We start from the raw sequence: 19,879 nt of genomic DNA, 5'->3' as shown, positions 1-19,879 counted from the left end.
TTCTCTGCAGGTTGATGAGCTGATGTGGCGAGGGAGCAAACTCCCTCGCCACAATGCGTTTGCGAGTCCTGGTTACAACACCAGATGCGGCAACCACAGTGACAGCGCGGGAATGTACGTTACGGCGATCAGCACCAGGAACAGCACGCCGTAGAACGGCAACAGGGCTTTGACGGTTGATTCGATACTGACCTTGCCCACGGCCGACCCCACAAAGAGTACCGCGCCCACGGGCGGCGTGATCAAGCCGATGCCCAGGTTGACCAGCATGATCATGCCGAACTGCACCGGGTCCACGCCAATGCCCACAATCACCGGCATCAGGATCGGCGTGAGGATCAGGATCAGCGGCGCCATGTCCATCACGGTGCCGAGCAACAGCAGCATGACGTTGATGCACATCAGGATCACGTAACGGTTGTCCGAGAGCGTGAGGAACATCGTGGTGATCTTCGCCGGGATCTGCATCAGCGTCATGATGTAGCCGAAGCTGGCGGCGAAGCCGATCAGGATCATCACGATCGAAATCGTCCGCACCGTGCGGTGCATCAGTTTCGGCAGTTCGCTCCACTTGTAGTCGCGGTAGATGAACATGGTCACGAAGAATGACCACAGCACCGCAATCGCCGCCGACTCGGTGGCGGTGAAAATCCCCGAAAGAATCCCGCCGAGAATGATCACCATGGCCATCAGGCCCCACAGCGCTTCAACGCAGATCTTCAGTGCTTCGCGCATCGGAATGACTTCACCCTTGGGGTAGTCGCGCTTCTTGGCGAAAATCAGGCACAGCACCATCAGGCACGCGCTCATCAGCAGGCCGGGCACCACACCGGCCATGAACAGCGAGGCAATCGACACGGTGCCGCCCGCGGCCAGCGAATAGAGCACCGAGTTGTGGCTCGGCGGGGTCAACAGTGCTTGCACCGAGCCGCTGACGGTGACCGCCGTGGCGAACTCCCGTGGATAGCCGCGACGCTCCATCTCCGGGATCAACACCGAGCCGACCGAGGCGGTGTCCGCGACCGAAGAGCCGGAGATCGCGCCGAAGAAGGTCGAGGCCATGATGTTGACCAGCGACAGACCGCCACGGACAAAACCTACCAGCACCCCGGCAAACGCCACCAGCCGCCGGGACATGCCACCCTCGGCCATGATCGCGCCCGCCAGGACGAAGAACGGAATCGCCAGCAGGGAGAATTTGTTCACGCCGCCGGCGACCTGAATCATCAATGCCTGGAACGGAATGTCGATCCACCATGCGCCGATCAGGGCCGAAAGCCCCAGGGCGTAGGCGACCGGCATGCCGATCAGGATCAAGGCAATAAAACTGCCCAGCAGAATCAATGCGTCCATTCAGGCAGCCCCTTCGTTTTCTTCAACCAGGTCGAAGCGCACGACCCGCCGGTTGCTCTGGTCACCGAGCAGGAGTTTTTCCAGCACAAAGATCAACGTCAGCAAACCGCCAATCGGGATCGGCATGTAAGTGATGCCGACGCGCAGGGTCGGCAGGGCGCTCATGAACTGGTTCCAGGTCGACAGGCACAGCCTGGTCCCCCAGATCGCCATGAACAGGCTGATGGTCGCCATCAGCAATTGGGCAAACACGCTCATGGCTTTGCGCAGGTTCGGTGGCATGCGATCAGTGAGCATCGCCACCGCCATGTGCGAGCCGGAACGATAGCTAGCGGCGGCGCCAATGAAGGTGAACACCATCATCAGCAATATGGCGCTGGGCTCCGGCCAGCTGGAACCGGTGCCAAGGACGTAGCGGGCGAACACGCCCCAGGGAATGATCAGAGCGATGGCCAGTACGGACAGGCCTGCGACCCAGATACAGGTCATGTAGATCCTGTCGTTGATGCGCAGCAGTAGATTCTTCATCGGGTTTCACCGTAACCGGGCGCGCACTGACAGACACCCACTGTCAGTGGCGCCGGGCCTTTCTTGAATGCAGGGAGGGATTACTGAACGGCTTCGATGCGCTTGATCAGGTCGGCATAGGGCGCGCCGTATTTCTCGCGGATCGAGGCGGTGGCCTCATAGAAAGGTTTCTTGTCGACGGTGATGAACTCGACGCCCGCAGCCTTGAGCTTCTCTTCGCTGCTGGCCGATTTGGCGTCCCACAGGATGCGTTCCTGTGCCTGCGCGGCCTTGGCGGTTTTCTTCACCAGTGCCTGTTGCTCGGGCGTCAGTTTTTCCCAGGTGATCTTCGACATCACGATCGGTTCTGGCAGGATCAGGTGCCCGGTCAGGCTGTAGAACCTGGCGTTCTGGTAGTGGTTGTGTTCAAGCAGGGTCGGCGGGTTGTTTTCCGCGCCGTCGATCACCCCGGTCTGCAATGCACTGAAGATCTCACCGGTGTCCATGGCAATGCCGTTTCCGCCCATGGCATTGATGGTGTCGATGAACATCGGGTTGCCTTGCACGCGGATCTTCATGCCCTTGAGGTCTGCCAGGCTGCGCACCGGTTTCTTGGTGTAGAGGTTGCGCGTGCCGCCGTCCATCCAGGCCAGGGCGACCAGGCCGAATTCGGAGTCGGTGATTTTGGCGAGGATCTCGTCGCCGACTTCGCCGTCGATCACCTTGCGCATGTGCGCCTGGTCGCGGAACACGAACGGCATGTTGAACACGTTCACGTCCGGCACCACCGGACCGACAATACCGAGGCTGACCCGGGCCATCTGGATGGCACCGACCTGGGCTTGTTCGATCACTTCCTTTTCCGAGCCGAGCACACCGCCGGAAAACATCTTGAAGGTCAGTTTGCCGTCGCTGTCGGCCACCAGGGTTTTACCCAGTTGCTCCTCGGCCACTACGGTCGGGTAGCCGGCGGGGTGGATGTCGGCGAATTTGATTTCCAGCGCATGGGCGGCGCTGCTGAGGGAGAAGGCGAGGGTTGCAGTGAAGGGGAGTGCAGCGGCGAGCAAGGTGCGTTTGAAGTCCATTGGGGGTGTCTCCTGTTTTATTGTTTTTGTGTTCAAGGCACAGCGTTGCAGCACGAGCAGTTGCGGTCAGACGTTGAAAAGTGGCTCCGGCAAACCCTTTACGCCGGGGTTGAGGGCGAACACGCCACCGGCCAGTGACCGTTCGTCGTGGTCGTCTGCGGGGCGGATCGAGGTGACGAACAAGGTGTCCAGGCGGCTGCCACCGAAGGCACACATGCTCGGTTTTTTCACCGGTACGGCGAGGGAACGGTCCAGGCGCCCATCCGGGGTAAAGCGGTGAATCAGCCCGGCATCGTTGGCACAGATCCAGTAGCCACCCTCGGCATCGACCGCGGCGCCATCGGGGCGCCCGGCGTGGTGATTCATGTCGACAAACAGCCGACGATTGCTCGGCGTGCCGCTGTCGATGTCGTAGTCGAAGGCCCAGATCTGCTGGACGGCGGGATGGGAGTCGGACAGGTACATCGTGCGCCCGTCCGGGCTGAAGCCCAGGCCGTTGGGCACGATTAAGCCGCTCAGTTGGGCGTCGAGCGGTCCGCGTTGTCCGGCGCTGTAGCGGTACAGCCGGCCCTCGGCGGCGTTGGCACCCATGTCGAGCACCATGCTGCCGGCCCAGAACCGCCCCTGACGGTCACAGCGACCATCGTTGAGGCGCATGTCGGGGCGGCTGTGATCGATGCCCGCCAGGGGTTCGCTGTCGAGGCTGCCGTCGTTGTGCGGGCGCAGCTGGAAGAAGCCGCTCTCCATGCCGGCGACCCAGCCGCCGTCAGGGTGACGGGCAATGCACGCGAGCATTTCCGGGGTTTTCCACGCCGACACATGGCCGGTGTCGGCGCTCCAGCGTTGCAGGCCACCGGCCGGGATATCGACCCAGTACAGGGCGTTTTCGGCGCCGACCCACACCGGGCATTCGCCCACGGCGTTGCGCGCATCGACAATCAATTCAGCTGGCATGGCCACTCATTCCCTTGGTTTTTGTTGTGGGGATCACGCAGTAAGCACTGGCGGTTCAGTCGCCGAACGGGCCGGCCACGCAGAACGCGCCGCCCTGGTAGATCCGCGTCGGGTCATCGGCCGCTGGCATCGGCAGGGCTTCGACCTTTTCGCGGAACACTTCGGAGCTGTCGTTCGGCGCATAGCCCAGGACCGTGGCGTAACGGTTGTCCCACCAGACGTCCTTGTTGTCGGACGCGCCATAGACCACGGTGTGGCCGACATTCGGCGTGTACAACGCCCGTTCGAGCAGTTGGGTCAGGTCGCCGAAGCTCAGCCAGGTGCTCATCATCCGGCGGTTTTGCGGTTCCGGGAACGAGGAGCCAATGCGCACGCTGACGGTCTCGATGCCATAGCGATCGAAGTAGAAAGTGGCCATGTCTTCGCCGTAGGACTTGGACAAGCCGTAGTAACTGTCCGGGCGGCGAGGGGAGTGGGCGTCGATGACTTCGTCTTGCTTGTAGAAGCCGATCACGTGGTTGGAACTGGCGAAGATCACGCGCTTCACGCCGTGACGGCGCGCAGCTTCGTAGATGTGGAACACGCCGCAGATATTGGCGCCGAGGATCTCTTCGAACGAGCGCTCGGTGGACACGCCGCCGAAGTGCAGGATCGCGTCCACGCCTTCGACCAGTTGATGCACGGCGTGCTTGTCGGCCAGATCGCACGGCACGACTTCTTCACGGTCATCGATGGCCGGCGCAATGTCGGCGATGTCCGACAGGCGAATGACATTGGCGTAGGGGCGCAGGCTTTCGCGCAGGACCTTGCCCAGGCCACCGGCGGCACCGGTCAGCAGCAGGCGATTGAAAGGGGCGCGGGCAGGGGGTGTGGTGGTCATGGAGAGTCCTGGACAAGCAGTGGTGGTTATTGAATTTGTTGTAAGTTGTCGTACGACTAATGGCAGTATCGTAAGGCTTTCCGTTTCTTGTCAACGCGTCTTGTGTCGAATTTGACGAAGGGTTGGGTTCACCGCTCTTGTGGTGATGGAGCAAGCTCCCCCGCCACAAGAGCGGTGCCAGCCGAACCGGCTTACAACAACGAAATCGGATAGCTGATGAAGATCCGGTTTTCGTCGAACTCGTTGGTGCTGAAGTTTTTGCGGATGCTCGCGTTACGCCATTTGACGTTGAGGTTTTTCAGCGGACCGCTTTGCACCGTGTAGGCCAGTTCCGATTCACGGCCCCACTCCTTGCCGTCGGTGATAGCCCCGGTATGCACGTTATCGCCACTGATGTAGCGGTTCATCATCGTCAGGCCCGGCACGCCCAGGGCCACGAAGTTGTAGTCATGACGCACTTGCCAGGATTTTTCCCTGGCATTGTCATAACTGGAGTTGTAACTGTCGTTGGCCAGGGTGCCGCCGCTGGTGCCGTTGACGCGCATCCAGACATCGTCGCCCGTGAGCTTCTGCAGGCCGACATAGAAGGTGTTGCCACCGTACTTGGCCGAGAGCAGGGCGAACGCGGTTTTGTTATCGAGGTCGCCGGCCAGGGCGCTGCCGTCTTCCTTGCCGATGAAGTAGCCGAGGTTGGCGCCGAGGGTCCAGTCGCCAATGGGCTGGCTGTGGCTCAGGTTGAAGTACTGTTGTTGATAGATGTCGCTGAGTTCCGCGTACCACACGCCGACCTGGGTGCGTTTGTCGTTGAAGGTGTACTCACCGCCGCCGAAGTTGAAACGGTCCGAGGTGAACGCCGCTTTGCCGTTCATGAACATGTTTTCCATGCTCGAATCATTACGCGGGCTGTTCTGGCGGAACTGCCCGCCGTAGAGCGTCAGGCCGCTGATTTCAGTGGAGGTGACCTGACCACCACGGAAGGTTTGCGGCAGCGAACGGCCGTCGTCCGAGCGCAGGATCGGCAGCACTGGCATCCACTCACCGACCTTGACTTCGGTCTTCGAGATCTTGCCCTTGAGCGCCACGCCCAGGCGACCGAAGTTGTCGGCCGGGCGACCGTCGTGGTCCAGTGGCAGCAACTGTGTACCGCCGGTGCCCTTGCCGCCATCGAGCTTCTGCGAAAACGTTCCCAGCACGTCCACACCGAAGCCGACCGTGCCTTGGGTGAAGCCGGATTTGGCGTCGAGGATGAAGTTCTGGGTCCATTCCTCGGCCTTGCCCTGGGGGTAGGCCGGGTTGGTGTAGTTGCGGTTGAAGTAGGCGTTGCGCAGGTTCAGCGTGGCTTTGGCGTCATCGGCGAAACCTTCGGCATGACTGGTCATGGGCAGGGCGATGGCCAGGCTGCTGTAACCGATCAGGCTCAGGGCATGACGGCGGGCGAAGTGTGGACGTGGGGCACGGGGGGACGAATTGCGGGCGGGCTTGCTCACTGTAACGCTCCAGTTCTTTTTTGTTTTTATAATTGTTATACGTTGTCGTACAACATTGGAGGCGATTATTTACGCGGCGTTTCAGTGTTGTCAATCGGAAGTTGTACGATGACGTGGGGCGCGGAAATTTTATGTGGGAGCGAGCCTGCTCGCGATGGCGGTGAGTCAGTTGACAGTGATGTTGAATGTGACGACGCCTTCGCTGGCAAGCCAGCTCCCACAGGAGTTTGGGTTGTCAGCCGGCAATCATGGGCGGCAGGGTACCCAGCAGCGAAACCGCCGCCACCGCGCCAATGCCCAGCAACCATTCGGCAATCACGCTTTTACGCAAAGCCGACAGGCGCTGTTCGCAGTCCTTGATCCGCAGACGGTTGAACAACGCCAGACCGAGCATCGCAGTGATCAGGGTGACCTTGATCAACAGGATCAGGGCAAACCCGGACAGCAACGGCGTCGGCCAGAAGGCGCCGGTCAGGACCCGTACGTTGATCAGCCCGGTGATCAGCAATCCCGCCACCACGACGTATCCCACACCACTGAATCGCTGCAACAGCGTCCGGATGTCATGCCCGGCAGGACGGCGCAGGATCATGACCAAGAGCATCAGGCCGCCGAGCCAGATGCCAACGCAGGCCAGGTGCACCAGTTGATTGAGCATCAGCCATCGGCCTTCGGCGCCGTCGAGCATGGCGCCGTGGCCGACCGGCGCGAGGGTCGCCAGCAGCGAAGCGCCGAGGGCCAGGCGCGAGGGAAGGTGGCTGCGCAGCAGGCTTAGCAGCAATGCCAGCAACACGCCGTTGAGCAGCAAGTGCCAGCTCCAGACCTGGCCAAAGAACGTGCTGCGTAACACCAGGCGCAAGGTCGAGGGCTCGAACGCGGCGTCCCAGGCACCGGCCATGCTGGCGGTGATCAGCAGCAGCCAACAGACGCCGCTGACCAACGCCAATCCCGCCAGCCAACGGCTGATGTGCGTCAGCGCTCGATCCAGTGTGGTCTCACGGCCCAGCAACAAAGGCTTGTAAACCCAGGCTCCGAACAGCATCAGTACCACGGTGAAATGCAGGAAGCGGCACAGCACCAGCGCGCTCGCCATGTATTACTGGCCAACCTTGAAGCTGTAGGTGCCTTCGCTTTTATGGGTATCGACCGACACGGCATGCCATTCGACTGTATAGGCACCAGCGCTCAACGGCGCAGCGGGTGTGACCACCAGGGTCTTCTTGTCGCTGCCCTCGGTGGCCAGGTTTTTCACCGCAACAGAGGCCCCGTCCTTGCTGATCGTGACTTTGGTGAAGGCCGCTTCAACGCCTTCGGAAAACATCAGGCGCAGTTCCGTCGGTGCGCTCACGGTGCTGTTGGCGGCCGGTGTCTCACTTTTCAGATGGGCGTGGGCAAATACCGAGGAGGCGGCCAGTAGCGAGCCGAGCAGGGCGGCGGCGGTGAGGGCTTTTTTGAGCAGCATTGTCGGGTTCCTGTCGGTCAGTTGCGAAATGGGCGTCAGTTTAGCCGCCAGAGGCCTGTTGTACGAAGTTTGGTTTTACCCTGTCGCCGCGAGGTAGAGCGGATGCTAGTCTTGTTTAACGCTGTTGTCAGGGAGCCCTCATGGGCAATCACAAGATCGAGATTCGTCGCAGTAACGTCGAGAAAATTCTGCTGGGGGCCGAGAAGGTCTTCGCCGAGAAAGGCTTCGGCAGCACCGCCATGGCCGACATCGCCGCCGAGGTGCAACTGCCGCGCTCCAACCTGCATTACTACTTCAGCACCAAGACCGAGTTGTACAGCGCCGTGCTGTTCGACTTGCTGGAAGTCTGGAAGCAGGATGCGCTGTGCTTCGAGATGTTCGATGACCCGCGCGTGGTGCTCAGCAGCTACATCCGCGCCAAGATGAACCACTCCCGCAGCCGTCCCTACGGTTCGAAAGTCTGGGCCAACGAAATCATCCACGGTGCCCCGACCCTGGGCGTGGCACTGGATGCGAGCCTGTACGACTGGGCCAAGATGAAAGAAGCGAAAATCCGCCAGTGGGTGGACGACAAGCGCATCCTGCCGGTGGAGCCTTCGAGCCTGCTGTACATGATCTGGGCCTCGACCCAGCATTACGCCGACTTCGACCACCAGGTGAACATTCTCAACGACCATCAGCCGCTGTCGGACATGCAGTTCGAACGAGCGATACAGACCGTGACCAGTGTGATTTTGCGCGGGATCGGGTTGGAGCCGTAAGTTTTGTGGCGAAGCGGGTGGCCTCATCGTCGGAACGCCGCCCGGAGCAAGTTCGCTCCCACAGTAGATCTTCAGTCGACACAAAATTTGTGAATACCAGAGACCCTGTGGGAGCGGGCTTGCCCGCGATGGCGTCTTTTCAGGCGCGGCCCATCTCAAGGACTGACGTGATACGGATTCCTCGGATCATGGTTCCAGTCCAGAAACGGCTTGCCGTTTTCCACCGGCACCATCTCGATGCAGTCCTGCACCGGGCAGGTGATCTGGCACAGGTTGCAGCCCACGCATTCATCCTCGATCACTTGATACTTGTGCGTGCCGTCGGCCTGCTTGAGGCTGGCCACCGCCTGGTGCGAGGTGTCTTCGCACGCGATGTGGCAGCGACCGCAACCGATGCAGGCGTCCTGGTCGATTTTGGCGATCACCTGATAGTTGATGTCCAGGTACTTCCAGTCCGTGGTATTGCCCACCGCGCGCCCGGAGAATTCTGAAATGCTCGCGTAACCCTGACTGTCCATCCAGCGCGACAAGCCATCCTTCATCTCCTCGACGATCCGGAAGCCATGCAGCATGGCCGCCGTGCACACCTGCACCGAACCGCTGCCCAGGGCCATGAATTCCGCCGCATCGCGCCAGTTGCCAATGCCGCCGATGCCGCTGATGGGCAGGCCACGGGTCTGTGGATCGCGGGCGATTTCGGCGACCATGTTCAAGGCAATCGGCTTGACCGCCGAGCCGCAATAGCCGCCGTGGGTGCTCTGGTTGCCGACCATGGGGTTGGCGACCATGCGCTCCAGATTGACGCTGGTGATTGAGTTGATGGTGTTGATCAGCGACACCGCATCCGCGCCGCCACGGTGCGCCGCACGGGCCGCGACTCGGATGTCGGTGATGTTCGGCGTCAGCTTGACGATCACTGGCAGCGAGCAATAGGTCTTGCACCAGCGGGTGACCTGTTCGACGTATTCCGGCACCTGGCCGACCGCCGCGCCCATCCCGCGTTCCGGCATGCCGTGCGGACAACCGAAGTTCAGTTCGATGCCGTCGGCACCGGTGGCTTTCACCAGCGGCAGGATGTGTTTCCACGACTCTTCGACGCAGGGCACCATCAACGACACGATGAGCGCGCGGTCCGGCCAGTCCTTTTTGACCTGGGTGATTTCCCGCAGGTTGATCTCCAGGGAGCGATCGGTGATCAGTTCGATGTTGTTGAAGCCCAGCACTTCGCGGTTCGCTCCGAAGTGCGCCGAGTAGCGCGACGATACGTTGACCGCCGCCGGGTCTTCACCCAGGGTTTTCCAGACCACGCCACCCCAGCCGGCCTCGAAGGCGCGGACCACGTTGTAGGCCTTGTCGGTGGGCGGCGCGGAGGCCAGCCAGAACGGGTTGGGGCTTTTGATGCCGGCGAAGACAATCGAGAGATCGGCCATTTACGCAGCCTCCACGTTGAGCATCAGTTGAGCGTTGATGGCCTCGGCGGCCCGTTTGCCGTGCTGCACCGCCTGCACGGTGAGGTCCTGGTCGAGGCTGGTGCAGTCGCCGCCGGCATATACGCCGGGAACGCTGGTGCGCAGCTGTTCATCGACCTCAATGCGATCCCCCTGGCGCTTGAGTTCACGGGCCAGCGGGTCGGCGAGGGCGCTGCTGTCGAAGGCCTGGCCGATGGCTTTGAAGATGGCGTCGGCGGCCAGTTCAAAGGTTTCGCCGGTGGTTTGCAGACGGCCTTCGACCAGATGCGTGCGCGCGAATCGCATGCCGCGCACACGGCCCTGAGCATCGAGCAGGACCTCTTCGGGTTGTGCCCAGGTCATCAGGCGCACCTGATTGGCCTTGGCGATGTCCTGTTCGTGATGGGTGGCGCCCATGTCCTCGGCACCACGGCGATACACCAGATTGACGTCATGGGCGCCCAGGCGTGCCATCTGTACGGCCATGTCGATGGCGGTATTGCCGGCGCCGAGCACAATGCAGCGGTCGGCCAGTGGCAGTTGGCTCAGGTCATCGCTCTGGCGCAGTTCGCGGATGTAGTCGGTGGCGGCCAGCAGGCCTGGCGCGTCCTCATGGGCCAACCCCAATTGCTTGCTCGCCGCCAGGCCCAGGCCGAGGAACACCGCATCGAATTGCTGATGCAGTTCGGTCAGGCTCAGGTTCTCGCCGAGTTTTTGCCCGTGGCGGATCTCGATGCCGCCGATTTGCAGCAGGAACTCCAGTTCCTTCTGCGCGTAGTCGTCCACCAGTTTGTACTTGGCGATCCCGTATTCATTGAGACCGCCGGCCTTTTCCCGGGCTTCGAAAATCACCACGTCATGGCCGTGCATGGCGCTGCGATGGGCGCAGGACAAACCGGCCGGCCCGGCACCGACCACGGCGATGCGTTTGCCGGTGGCGGCGGCGCGGGGGAAGGGGTGTTCGCTGAAGTGCGCGTTGTCCACGGCGTAGCGCTGCAGCAGGCCGATCAGCACCGGTGCGCACTCCTGAGCGTTGTTGCGCACGCAGGCGTGCTGGCAGAGGATCTCGGTGGGGCAGACCCGGGCGCAACTGCCGCCGAGGATATTGGCCGAGAGGATTTTCTGCGCCGCGCCCTGCACGTTGTCCTGATGGATATTGCGGATGAATGACGGAATATCGATTTCGCTCGGGCAGGCATTCACGCACGGCGCGTCGTAGCAATACAGACAGCGCGAGGCTTCGAGGTGAGCCTGTCGGGCGTTGAGCGGGGGCGCCAGATCGGTGAAATGACTGGCGAGGACGGCCGCATGCTCAACGGGATGCGGGAGGTGGGTCAGGGTCTTGATCACGGTATTGGCCTCACGGTGATGGAGGTGCTGCCTCTAAATGGGCATTGTTTTTGTGCATTGCCCTGTGGCGAGGGAGCTTGCTCCCGCTGGCCTGCGCAGCAGGCCTGAAACCCAGTCGATCCGGAGTGTCAGGAGTACCGGGGCGGCAGGGTTTGGGGCGGCTTCGCCACCCAGCGGGAGCAAGCTCCCTCGCCACGGGGGCGGTCAGCGTTTCACGGCGACCGGTTGATTCAACTCAGCGCGCTTGCTCAGCAAGTCAAACACCGCTGGATACGCCGGCCGTTCGATATACCGCCCGGCGCCGCGCTCGGCCCGCAGATCGCCGTCGGCCCAGACCACCCGGCCCTGACTGATGGTGTGGCTGGGCACGCCGCGAACGGTCTTGCCTTCGAAGATGTTGAAGTCGACTTGCTGATGGTGGGTCTTCGCCGAAATCGTGCGCGTCCCTTGTGGGTCCCACAGCACCAGGTCGGCATCGGCACCGACGCGGATCGCACCTTTGCGTGGGTAGAGGTTGAAGATTTTCGCGGTGTTGGTGGAGGTCAGCGCGACGAAGTGCTGCATCGATAACCGCCCGGTGTTAACGCCTTCGTCCCAAAGCACGGCCATGCGGTCTTCGATGCCGGCGGTGCCATTGGGGATCTTGCTGAAATCGTCCTTGCCGGCGGCTTTCTGCTCGGCGCAGAAACAGCAGTGATCAGTGGCGGTGGTGTGCAGGTTGCCGGCTTGCAGGCCATGCCAGAGCGCTTCTTGATGGCCGACAGGACGGAACGGCGGGCTCATCACGTAACCGGCGGCGGTCTGCCAGTCCGGGTGTTGATAGACGCTGTCGTCCAGCAACAGGTGCCCGGCCAGCACTTCGCCGTACACCGGTTGGCCCTTGGCCCGGGCGTAGGTGATTTCGTCGAGGGCTTCCTTGGTCGAAACGTGCACCAGGTACAACGGTGTGCCGAGGGTTTCGGCGATCCGGATCGCCCGGCTCGCCGCTTCGCCTTCCACTTGCGACGGGCGCGACAAGGGGTGCGCCTCCGGCCCGGTCATGCCCTGGGCCATCAACTTGCGTTGCAGGTGATAGACCAGCTCACCGTTTTCCGCGTGCACGGTGGGCACCGCGCCGAGTTCCAGGCAGCGTTCGAAACTCGCCACCAGGGTGTCGTCGGCGGCCATGATCGCATTCTTGTAGGCCATGAAGTGCTTGAAGCTGTTGACCCCGTGATGCATCACCAGCTCGGCCATTTCTTCGCGAACCTGCTCGCTCCACCAGGTGATGGCGACGTGGAAGCCGTAATCGGAAGCTGATTTCTCGGCCCAGCCACGCCACTGATGGAACGCTTCCATCAGCGACTGCTGGGGATTGGGAATCACGAAGTCGATGATCGACGTGGTGCCGCCGGCCAGACCGGCCGCGGTGCCGCTGTAAAAATCTTCGCTGGCCACGGTGCCCATGAACGGCAGTTGCATGTGGGTGTGCGGATCGATGCCGCCCGGCATCAAATACTGGCCGCTGCCGTCGAGTATTTCGGCACCTGTGGGCGCCTCGAGGTCTTCGCCGATGGCCTTGATCACGCCGTCTGCGCAATACACATCGGCGCGATAACTTTCATCATGGGTAATAACAGTGGCGCCACGGATCAACAGAGACATTCCGAGTTCCTCGCAGGCATGACCGGCTGGTGCCGGCTCTAAATGTTTTTATATGAAGCGAGTTGCAACAGGTGTATTCCTGTCATCGCTGTCAGGAATAAACGCTAGCTGGTGTTATGGGAATCGGCAAGAATATTTTTTATAAGCTTATAGCTGTTTTAAGTTGTTGATATATAAAGATAAAAAATGAAAATCACCAAAATGGTGAGGCCTCTCACCATTTTGACGCACTTGACAGGATAGAAATATGGTCAAGATTTCCTATGTGAAATCAGCTGTTTGACGATGGTCTATGGTTGACGCGCAACGTTTAAAAAAAGATTCGCGCACCAGATTGAGTCCTGACTGTTTGGACAACTTGCCTGGCATTTGCCTTGAATGGTCCGGCACGTCAGCGAAGACCGAAGGGTTGAATAAATAAAACTGATAAACATCAGTTGCTTACAAAATGTTTATGGAACTGCCCGATGCGCAAACGGGGTACGCGGCACGTTTATTGAAGTCGCCAGCCCCGATGAGCAAAACAAAACAACAATGGAGCGGCCATGCAACAGATCAGATCGCAAGTGACCGAGCGCGACGGCTTGTTTGAGTTGGAGGCCGGCAGCGATGTCCTCGACAGTCCCCGATACAACCACGACATGGCACCGACCAAGGTGCGCGAACGAACCTGGAACAAATGGCACATCACGGCCTTGTGGGTCGGCATGTCGATTTGCGTGCCGACCTACACCCTGGGCGGCGTGCTGACGGCGTACTTCGGCCTGACCGTCGGCGAAGCGCTGCTGGCGATCCTGTTTGCCAACATCATCGTGTTGATCCCGCTGACCCTGAACGCCTTTCCCGGCACCAAGTACGGCATCCCGTTTCCGGTGTTGCTGCGCTCGTCCTTCGGCGTCCTCGGTTCCAACATTCCGTGTCTGATCCGCGCCCTGGTGGCCTGCGGCTGGTTCGGCATCCAGACCATGTTCGGCGGCCTGGCGATTCACCTGTTCCTGGGCTCGGTGTTCGACGGCTGGAAATCCCTGGGTGGCACCGGCGAAGTCATTGGCTTCATGATGTTCTGGGCGCTGAACCTGTGGGTGGTGATTCGTGGCGCCGAGTCGATCAAATGGCTGGAAACCCTGTCTGCGCCTTTGCTGGTGGCGGTAGGCGCAGGGCTGCTGGTGTGGGCGATGCCCAATGTGTCGATGACGGAACTGCTGGCAATTCCGGCCAAGCGTCCAGAGGGCGCCAGCGTGGTCAGTTATTTCGCCGCCGGGTTGACCGCGATGGTCGGTTTCTGGGCCACGCTGTCGCTGAACATCCCGGACTTCAGCCGCTACGCGAAAAGCCAGAAGGACCAGATCGTCGGGCAGATCATCGGTTTGCCGCTGACCATGTTCCTGTTCGCCTCGCTGGGCGTGGTGATGACCGCCGCGTCGGTCAAACTGGTGGGCGTGACCGTCTCCGATCCGGTGACGCTGATCGGCCATATCCAGAGCCCGGTCTGGGTCGCGGTGGCCATGGCGCTGATCATCATCGCCACCTTGTCCACCAACACCGCGGCCAACATCGTTTCGCCGACCAACGACTTCCAGAACATCGCGCCCAAGGTCATCAACCGCACCAAGGCCGTGCTGCTGACCGGGTTTGTCGGCCTGGCGCTGATGGCCCATGAACTGCTGAAAAAGCTCGGCCTGATCGTTTCTGACGTGAGCCTGGAAACCGTCTATTCCAACTGGTTGCTGGGTTACTCCAGCCTGCTGGGGCCGATTGCCGGGATCATGGTGGTGGACTATTTCCTGATCAAGAAACAGCAACTGGATCTCGCCGGCCTGTACCGCGACGACGTGTATCCGGCCTGGAACTGGAGCGGGTTCCTGGCGTTCGGGGTGCCGGTGGTGCTGACGCTGCTGTCGTTGGGCAGCGATGCCTTCAGCTGGTTCTACAGCTACGGCTGGTTCACCGGCTCGGCCCTGGGCGGGTTGATTTACTACGGGTTGTGCTCGATGCGGGCGCAGCCGTCTGCCGTGAAATCGGCGGTGTAGCGGCTGGCCCTATCGCGAGCAGGCTCGCTCCCACATTGGGTACGCGTTACCCCTGTGGGAGCGAGCCTGCTCGCGATGACGGCCTCAAATACACCGACGAAATGCCTGACAGAAACCATAAGAACTGCCTGAGGAGATCACCATGAACGCTGCTGTAGACGTTCTGCAGTCCACCCATCAGCACATCAACCGCGACCGACTGTGGCAGTCGCTCATGGAACTGGCCAGGCTCGGCGCCACGGTCAAGGGCGGTGTCTGTCGCCTGGCCCTGACCGACCTCGATCGCCAGGCCCGGGATATGTTCGTCAGATGGTGTGAAGAGGCGGGCTGCACCGTCAGCATCGACGCCGTCGGCAACATCTTCGCCCGCCGTCCCGGGCGCAACCCGAACCTGCCGCCGGTGATGACCGGCAGCCACATCGACACCCAGCCCACCGGCGGCAAATTCGACGGCTGCTTCGGCGTGCTGGCCGGGGTCGAAGTACTGCGCACCCTCAATGACCTGGGCGTGGAAACCGAAGCGCCGCTGGAAGTGGTGGTCTGGACCAACGAAGAAGGCTCGCGTTTCGCCCCTTGCATGATGGGCTCCGGGGTGTTCGCGGAAAAATTCACCCTTGAGGAAACCCTGGCCAAGGTCGATGCCGAGGGCGTCACCGTGGGCGAGGCGTTGAATGCCATTGGTTACGCCGGGCCGCGCGCGGTCAGCGGTCACGCGGTGGGCGCGTATTTCGAAGCACACATCGAGCAAGGCCCGATACTCGAGGACGAGCGCAAGACCATTGGTGTGGTCATGGGCGCCCTCGGGCAGAAATGGTTCGACCTGAAACTGCGCGGTGTCGAAGCCCATGCCGGCCCGACGCCGATGCACCTGCGCAAGGACGCCCTGGTCGGCGCCTCGGTGATCGTCGGCGCGGTGAATCGCGCCGCCCTCGGCCATCAACCCCATGCCTGCGGCACGGTCGGTTGCCTGCAAGCCTATCCCGGTTCACGCAACGTCATTCCCGGCGAAGTGCGCATGACCCTGGACTTCCGCCATCTCGAACCGGCGCGGCTGGACTCGATGATTGCCGAAGTCCGTGAAGTCATCGAAACCACGTGCGAAGAACACGGCCTGACCTACGAACTCACCCCGACCGCCGACTTCCCACCGCTGTACTTCGACAAGGGGTGTGTAGAAGCGGTACGCGGTGCGGCGCAAGGATTGGGCCTGTCGCACATGGACATCGTCAGTGGAGCAGGGCACGACGCGATCTTCCTCGCCGAACTCGGACCTGCCGGCATGATCTTCGTACCTTGCGAAGGGGGTATCAGCCACAACGAAATCGAAAACGCCGCGCCGGATGACCTGGCGGCCGGTTGTGCGGTGTTGTTGCGGGCCATGCTGGCGGCGTCGGCGGCGATCGCCAATGGGCAATTGGCGGCTTGAGGTGCAGGAGATCGCAGCCATCGACCAGGCACCGCTGATGGCTGCGATCTCGATTCACGGGGGATTCAAAGGCGTGCTTGTCGCGCTCTGAAAATCAGCATCCCGGTCAACATGGCGATCATGAAGACCCACGCCTGCCAATGCCCCGTCGGCAGTAACACCAATGCCGGGCCCGGACAGATACCCGCAATGCCCCAGCCGACGCCGAACAACAGGCTGCCGCCGATCAGGCGTCGGTCCAGTTCGCGGCTGACCGGCAACTGCATGGGGGCTCCGAGCCAGGACGTCGATTGCTTCATGGCCCAATGAAAGGGTGCCCAGGCAACGGCAATCGCGCCAAACATGACCAGCGCCAGGGAAGGGTCCCAGGTCCCGGCAATGTCCAGAAAGCCCAGCACTTTGGCCGGGTTGGCCATGCCGGCCAGTAACAGGCCGATGCCGAACAAGAGCCCGGCGAGAAAAGCGCTCAGTTTGCGCATCATCAAAACCCCAGCACGTGACGCAGGATGTACACCGTCACAAAACCACTGAACATGAAGCTCAATGTGGCGACGATCGAGCGCGGTGACAGGCGCGAGATGCCGCACACGCCGTGGCCGCTGGTACAGCCGGAACCGTACCGAGTGCCGATGCCGACGCACAATCCGGCGATGATCAGCCCCAGCGGCCCGGTTTTGAATTCAATGGCCGGCCACTCGTGAAACAACGCCCACAACACAGGCGCAGCCAGGAGTCCGAGTATGAACAGGGCCTTTTCGCCCCACGCCGAGTCATTGCGCTCCAGCAGGCTGCCCAGCAACCCGCTGATTCCGGCAATCCGTCCGTTGGCCACGACCAGTACGCTGGCGGCCAGGCCGATCAGCGCGCCTCCGGCCAGGGCGGAAAACGGCGTGAAGTGAAGCGAGTCAAACATCATGGCGACGCTCCTGAAGGGTGAAAAGCGCATTACACCACTCATTCTGTTCTGTTAAGGACGAACACGCTATCTGAGACAAGCTCGCACTCCACAGTTTCCTTGCCGCAGGCCCGCAGGAACTTCGCACGATTGCAGGCTCCGGCGGTCGTACTTTTCACAGGAGCGCAATCGCTCCGTCGTACGTAGGGAGATGCAATGAGCCAAGACGTCCTGACCACAGAAACCAGCCGCCGCCAGTTGCAGCAGATCATCACCGGCCTGTCCGATGGGGTGATTCTGCTCGATCTCGACCAGGCCATTGTCTGGGCCAATGACGCCGCGTTGGCCATGCACGGCATCGAACGGATCGGTGATCTGGGGGCGAACGCCAAGGAGTACGCCCGACGCTTTGCCTTGCGTTATCGCAACAATCACCCGGTGCCGGTGGCCAATTACCCGATCAGCCGTGTCGCCCGTGGCGAGACCTTCAGCGATGTGTTGGTCGAGCTGACCCCGGTTGATGACGAAGAGCGCACCTGGGTGCACAAGGTGCGCAGCCTGGTGGTCACCGACAGCCACGGTGAGCCGGAGTCGTTGGTGCTGATCATGGACGATGTCACCGAGTGGGCCAGTGCCGAGCAACGCTTCGAGAAAACCTTCGCCGCCAACCCGGCCCCGGCGGTGATCTGCCGGCTCAGTGATCTGCGCTACATCAAGGTCAACCCCGGCTTCCTCGAAATGACCGGTTATTCCCGTGATCAGGTGATCGGCAGCTCCACCTATGAACTGGACGTGCTGGATCAGGCGCAGAACAAGGATCTGGCGAAGCAGCGTTTGCGCGAAGGCGCGACCATTCCGCAAATGCAGGCCGAACTGCGCGTGGCCGATGGGGCAAGCAAGCAGGTGATCGTCGCCGGCCAGCCGCTTGAGCTCAACGACGAACCCTGCATGCTGTTTTCCTTCGTCGACGTGGAGCCGCGGCGCAAGGCTGAAGTTGCCCTGCGCCAGAGTGAGGAACGCTTCGCCAAGGCCTTTGGCCTGACGCCGGTGCCGATCCTGGTGTGCAGCGCCAGCGACCAGGTGGTGATGGATGTGAACGAGGCGTTCCTCGAGACCCTCGCGTATCCCCGCGAGGAAGTGCAGGGCAGGACTATCGCCGAAATCGACTTCATCCACGACAAAGGCGCGAGGACAAAACTGTTCAGCGCCCTGGAGAAAACCGGGCGCCTGGATCGCATTGATGTTCGCGTGCGAAAAAAAGACACCCAACTGATGGATTGCGCGGTTTCCGCCGACACCGTGAACATTCAGGACAGCGCTTGCTACCTGCTGGTGCTGATGGACATCACCGAGCGCAAGCGCACCGAGCTGGAGCTGGTGACGGCCATTGAAGAGGTGATGAAAGATGCCTCCTGGTTCAGTCGCACGCTGATCGAAAAGCTCGCCAACGTGAAACACGTCAACTCGCCGCAGTTGCCCAGCGTGTCTTTCACTGACCTGACGGCCAGGGAGCGCGATGTGCTGGAACTGATCTGCGAAGGCCTGGCCGACAAGGAAATCGCCGCGCGCCTGAAGCTGGCACCGAACACGGTGCGCAATCATGTGGCGACGGTCTATTCCAAGCTCGATGTACACAGTCGCAGCGAAGCGATTGTCTGGGCGCGCGAGCGTGGGTTGTTTTCCAGTGCATGGAGGCAAAAGGGTCAGCGGTAGGTGCAAATGCACTAGTCGGCAAGGTGCAAATTCACGTTCTGGCGTACAAGTGGCAAGCCTTAGGCTGAGCACGTGCGAATGACTATTTCGGATCATTCGCACGCCTCGAAGTCGCTAAAGGATCAGCCATGCACCCCGAACGTTTTACCTGCACAGTCGCTTGCCGCCGAGGGCCATCGCAATGATTTACCTGGCGCAATTGCGCACGCAGCTTGAGTGGGCCTTTTCACCCTTGGCCTGTGAGTGCGCAGTCACAGGCGATCATTCGTTGACCATCAAGCTCTATCACCCGGTGACCGGACAAGTTGATCTGGTGGTCAGCGGTTTGAACATGACGAGGCTGCAGACGCCCGAATCGATCGCGGCGCTCATTGAAGAGTTGCGTTATGAACTGGAGAGCAACAGCCTGCAGCGCCCCGACCCGGTGGTGTAGGAATTGCCAGGTTTCCCCTGCCTGAACGGCTGATTACGCGATGGAAAATCTATAAAAGTGATATTTCTGCACCTGCCCCGTGAACTTTAGGGCGGTGTTTTGTTGTCACACCCATGTGTACATCCTTTCTCGCGGGTCATCCTATGAACAGTCTTGGGAAACGCGTTTTTGCTCCAATGTCGCTCGTACTTTGCGCCATCATTCTCGGCGGCTGTGCCAGTCCGCCACCTCCACCTCCCGCCGCACCGCCTCCACCCCCTGAACGCACCTGCCAGACCCTGGATAAAACCGATGTCATGGGCGATGCGAGGGCTGAAGGCGAGGTGACTCGGGTGACGACGACCACCCGTTGCGTGACGCAGTAACGCGGGCATAAAAAAGGCAGTCCCAAGGACTGCCGAAAAGTTAAGCGGGACACTGAAACTGTGGCGAGGGAGCTTGCTCCCGCTGG

18 protein-coding genes are annotated in these 19,879 nt (G+C 61.1%); 5 read left to right on the top strand and 13 right to left on the bottom strand.

Annotated features, from left to right (window positions below):
• Positions 1-72: 72 nt before the first annotated feature.
• From ACVWYU_RS06060 to copC, 8 genes are all read right to left on the bottom strand, one after another.
• Positions 73-1,353: a TRAP transporter large permease gene (locus ACVWYU_RS06060; protein ID WP_457372215.1), complete on the bottom strand. Its 1,281-nt coding sequence runs from the start codon at positions 1,351-1,353 to the stop codon at positions 73-75.
• A complete protein-coding gene (locus tag ACVWYU_RS06055) occupies positions 1,354-1,881 on the bottom strand; it encodes a TRAP transporter small permease (RefSeq protein WP_090320663.1) in 528 nt (175 codons plus the stop codon).
• 80 nt (positions 1,882-1,961) lie between these two features.
• Positions 1,962-2,945 carry a TRAP transporter substrate-binding protein gene (locus ACVWYU_RS06050; RefSeq protein ID WP_090320665.1) on the bottom strand — a complete coding sequence of 328 codons (984 nt, stop codon included), beginning with the start codon at positions 2,943-2,945 and terminating at the stop codon, positions 1,962-1,964.
• 66 nt (positions 2,946-3,011) lie between these two features.
• On the bottom strand, positions 3,012-3,899 hold the full coding sequence (locus ACVWYU_RS06045) for an SMP-30/gluconolactonase/LRE family protein (RefSeq protein ID WP_457372214.1): 888 nt from the start codon (positions 3,897-3,899) through the stop codon (positions 3,012-3,014).
• A gap of 55 nt (positions 3,900-3,954) precedes the next feature.
• Positions 3,955-4,779: an NAD-dependent epimerase/dehydratase family protein gene (locus tag ACVWYU_RS06040; RefSeq protein ID WP_247258003.1), complete on the bottom strand. Its 825-nt coding sequence runs from the start codon at positions 4,777-4,779 to the stop codon at positions 3,955-3,957.
• Positions 4,780-4,970: 191 nt separating this feature from the next.
• Positions 4,971-6,266, bottom strand: a complete 1,296-nt coding sequence (locus ACVWYU_RS06035; RefSeq protein ID WP_457372213.1) for an OprD family porin — start codon at positions 6,264-6,266, stop codon at positions 4,971-4,973.
• 235 nt (positions 6,267-6,501) lie between these two features.
• Positions 6,502-7,359, bottom strand: coding sequence for a copper homeostasis membrane protein CopD (gene copD / locus ACVWYU_RS06030; protein WP_457372212.1), 858 nt, complete (start codon positions 7,357-7,359; stop codon positions 6,502-6,504).
• A 3-nt stretch (positions 7,360-7,362) separates the two neighbouring features.
• Positions 7,363-7,728: a copper homeostasis periplasmic binding protein CopC gene (gene copC, locus ACVWYU_RS06025; RefSeq protein ID WP_457372211.1), complete on the bottom strand. Its 366-nt coding sequence runs from the start codon at positions 7,726-7,728 to the stop codon at positions 7,363-7,365.
• 140 nt (positions 7,729-7,868) lie between these two features.
• Between copC and ACVWYU_RS06020 the strand changes: the two genes are divergently transcribed.
• On the top strand, positions 7,869-8,489 hold the full coding sequence (locus ACVWYU_RS06020; RefSeq protein WP_090320682.1) for a TetR/AcrR family transcriptional regulator: 621 nt from the start codon (positions 7,869-7,871) through the stop codon (positions 8,487-8,489).
• Positions 8,490-8,644: 155 nt separating this feature from the next.
• Here ACVWYU_RS06020 and preA read toward each other — a convergent pair whose 3' ends face one another.
• From preA to hydA, 3 genes are all read right to left on the bottom strand, one after another.
• Positions 8,645-9,919 (bottom strand): NAD-dependent dihydropyrimidine dehydrogenase subunit PreA, encoded by a 1,275-nt coding sequence (gene preA, locus ACVWYU_RS06015; RefSeq protein WP_457372210.1) that lies wholly within the window; start codon positions 9,917-9,919, stop codon positions 8,645-8,647.
• Positions 9,920-11,287, bottom strand: coding sequence for an NAD(P)-dependent oxidoreductase (locus tag ACVWYU_RS06010; RefSeq protein ID WP_457372209.1), 1,368 nt, complete (start codon positions 11,285-11,287; stop codon positions 9,920-9,922). It abuts the gene before it with no gap.
• 204 nt (positions 11,288-11,491) lie between these two features.
• Positions 11,492-12,931, bottom strand: coding sequence for a dihydropyrimidinase (hydA, locus tag ACVWYU_RS06005; RefSeq protein ID WP_248916563.1), 1,440 nt, complete (start codon positions 12,929-12,931; stop codon positions 11,492-11,494).
• A 545-nt stretch (positions 12,932-13,476) separates the two neighbouring features.
• Here hydA and ACVWYU_RS06000 point away from each other — a divergent pair.
• Together ACVWYU_RS06000 and ACVWYU_RS05995 are read left to right on the top strand one after the other, a co-directional pair.
• Positions 13,477-14,961: an NCS1 family nucleobase:cation symporter-1 gene (locus tag ACVWYU_RS06000; protein WP_090320694.1), complete on the top strand. Its 1,485-nt coding sequence runs from the start codon at positions 13,477-13,479 to the stop codon at positions 14,959-14,961.
• Between the two features lie 142 nt (positions 14,962-15,103).
• On the top strand, positions 15,104-16,387 hold the full coding sequence (locus tag ACVWYU_RS05995) for a Zn-dependent hydrolase (RefSeq protein WP_457372208.1): 1,284 nt from the start codon (positions 15,104-15,106) through the stop codon (positions 16,385-16,387).
• 65 nt (positions 16,388-16,452) lie between these two features.
• Here ACVWYU_RS05995 and ACVWYU_RS05990 read toward each other — a convergent pair whose 3' ends face one another.
• Both ACVWYU_RS05990 and ACVWYU_RS05985 read right to left on the bottom strand, forming a co-directional pair.
• Complete coding sequence (locus tag ACVWYU_RS05990) at positions 16,453-16,866, bottom strand: DUF6691 family protein (RefSeq protein ID WP_247258033.1); 414 nt, start codon at positions 16,864-16,866, stop codon at positions 16,453-16,455.
• 2 nt (positions 16,867-16,868) lie between these two features.
• The gene (locus ACVWYU_RS05985; protein WP_248916561.1) at positions 16,869-17,303 is read right to left on the bottom strand and encodes a YeeE/YedE family protein; all 435 of its coding nucleotides are present in this window, start codon (positions 17,301-17,303) and stop codon (positions 16,869-16,871) included.
• Positions 17,304-17,498: 195 nt separating this feature from the next.
• Here ACVWYU_RS05985 and ACVWYU_RS05980 point away from each other — a divergent pair, with 195 nt between their 5' ends.
• A complete protein-coding gene (locus tag ACVWYU_RS05980; protein WP_457372207.1) occupies positions 17,499-18,995 on the top strand; it encodes a helix-turn-helix transcriptional regulator in 1,497 nt (498 codons plus the stop codon).
• 181 nt (positions 18,996-19,176) lie between these two features.
• Complete coding sequence (locus ACVWYU_RS05975) at positions 19,177-19,428, top strand: DUF1652 domain-containing protein (protein ID WP_090320707.1); 252 nt, start codon at positions 19,177-19,179, stop codon at positions 19,426-19,428.
• Positions 19,429-19,879 lie beyond the last annotated feature (451 nt).

The organism is Pseudomonas sp. TE12234, from assembly GCF_054061835.1.
The sequence above is the reverse complement of the archived record's forward strand: the minus strand, read 5'-3'. Positions and strand labels throughout refer to the sequence as shown.

What these genes read in the sequence shown, in the direction of transcription:
- ACVWYU_RS06060 (WP_457372215.1), bottom strand. Translation starts at nt 1,353, where the DNA reads ATGGACGCATTGATTCTGCTGGGCAGTTTTATTGCCTTGATCCTGATC.
- ACVWYU_RS06055 (WP_090320663.1), bottom strand. Translation starts at nt 1,881, where the DNA reads ATGAAGAATCTACTGCTGCGCATCAACGACAGGATCTACATGACCTGT.
- ACVWYU_RS06050 (WP_090320665.1), bottom strand. Translation starts at nt 2,945, where the DNA reads ATGGACTTCAAACGCACCTTGCTCGCCGCTGCACTCCCCTTCACTGCA.
- ACVWYU_RS06045 (WP_457372214.1), bottom strand. Translation starts at nt 3,899, where the DNA reads ATGCCAGCTGAATTGATTGTCGATGCGCGCAACGCCGTGGGCGAATGC.
- ACVWYU_RS06040 (WP_247258003.1), bottom strand. Translation starts at nt 4,779, where the DNA reads ATGACCACCACACCCCCTGCCCGCGCCCCTTTCAATCGCCTGCTGCTG.
- copD (WP_457372212.1), bottom strand. Translation starts at nt 7,359, where the DNA reads ATGGCGAGCGCGCTGGTGCTGTGCCGCTTCCTGCATTTCACCGTGGTA.
- copC (WP_457372211.1), bottom strand. Translation starts at nt 7,728, where the DNA reads ATGCTGCTCAAAAAAGCCCTCACCGCCGCCGCCCTGCTCGGCTCGCTA.
- ACVWYU_RS06020 (WP_090320682.1), top strand. Translation starts at nt 7,869, where the DNA reads ATGGGCAATCACAAGATCGAGATTCGTCGCAGTAACGTCGAGAAAATT.
- preA (WP_457372210.1), bottom strand. Translation starts at nt 9,919, where the DNA reads ATGGCCGATCTCTCGATTGTCTTCGCCGGCATCAAAAGCCCCAACCCG.
- hydA (WP_248916563.1), bottom strand. Translation starts at nt 12,931, where the DNA reads ATGTCTCTGTTGATCCGTGGCGCCACTGTTATTACCCATGATGAAAGT.
- ACVWYU_RS06000 (WP_090320694.1), top strand. Translation starts at nt 13,477, where the DNA reads ATGCAACAGATCAGATCGCAAGTGACCGAGCGCGACGGCTTGTTTGAG.
- ACVWYU_RS05995 (WP_457372208.1), top strand. Translation starts at nt 15,104, where the DNA reads ATGAACGCTGCTGTAGACGTTCTGCAGTCCACCCATCAGCACATCAAC.
- ACVWYU_RS05990 (WP_247258033.1), bottom strand. Translation starts at nt 16,866, where the DNA reads ATGCGCAAACTGAGCGCTTTTCTCGCCGGGCTCTTGTTCGGCATCGGC.
- ACVWYU_RS05985 (WP_248916561.1), bottom strand. Translation starts at nt 17,303, where the DNA reads ATGATGTTTGACTCGCTTCACTTCACGCCGTTTTCCGCCCTGGCCGGA.
- ACVWYU_RS05980 (WP_457372207.1), top strand. Translation starts at nt 17,499, where the DNA reads ATGAGCCAAGACGTCCTGACCACAGAAACCAGCCGCCGCCAGTTGCAG.
- ACVWYU_RS05975 (WP_090320707.1), top strand. Translation starts at nt 19,177, where the DNA reads ATGATTTACCTGGCGCAATTGCGCACGCAGCTTGAGTGGGCCTTTTCA.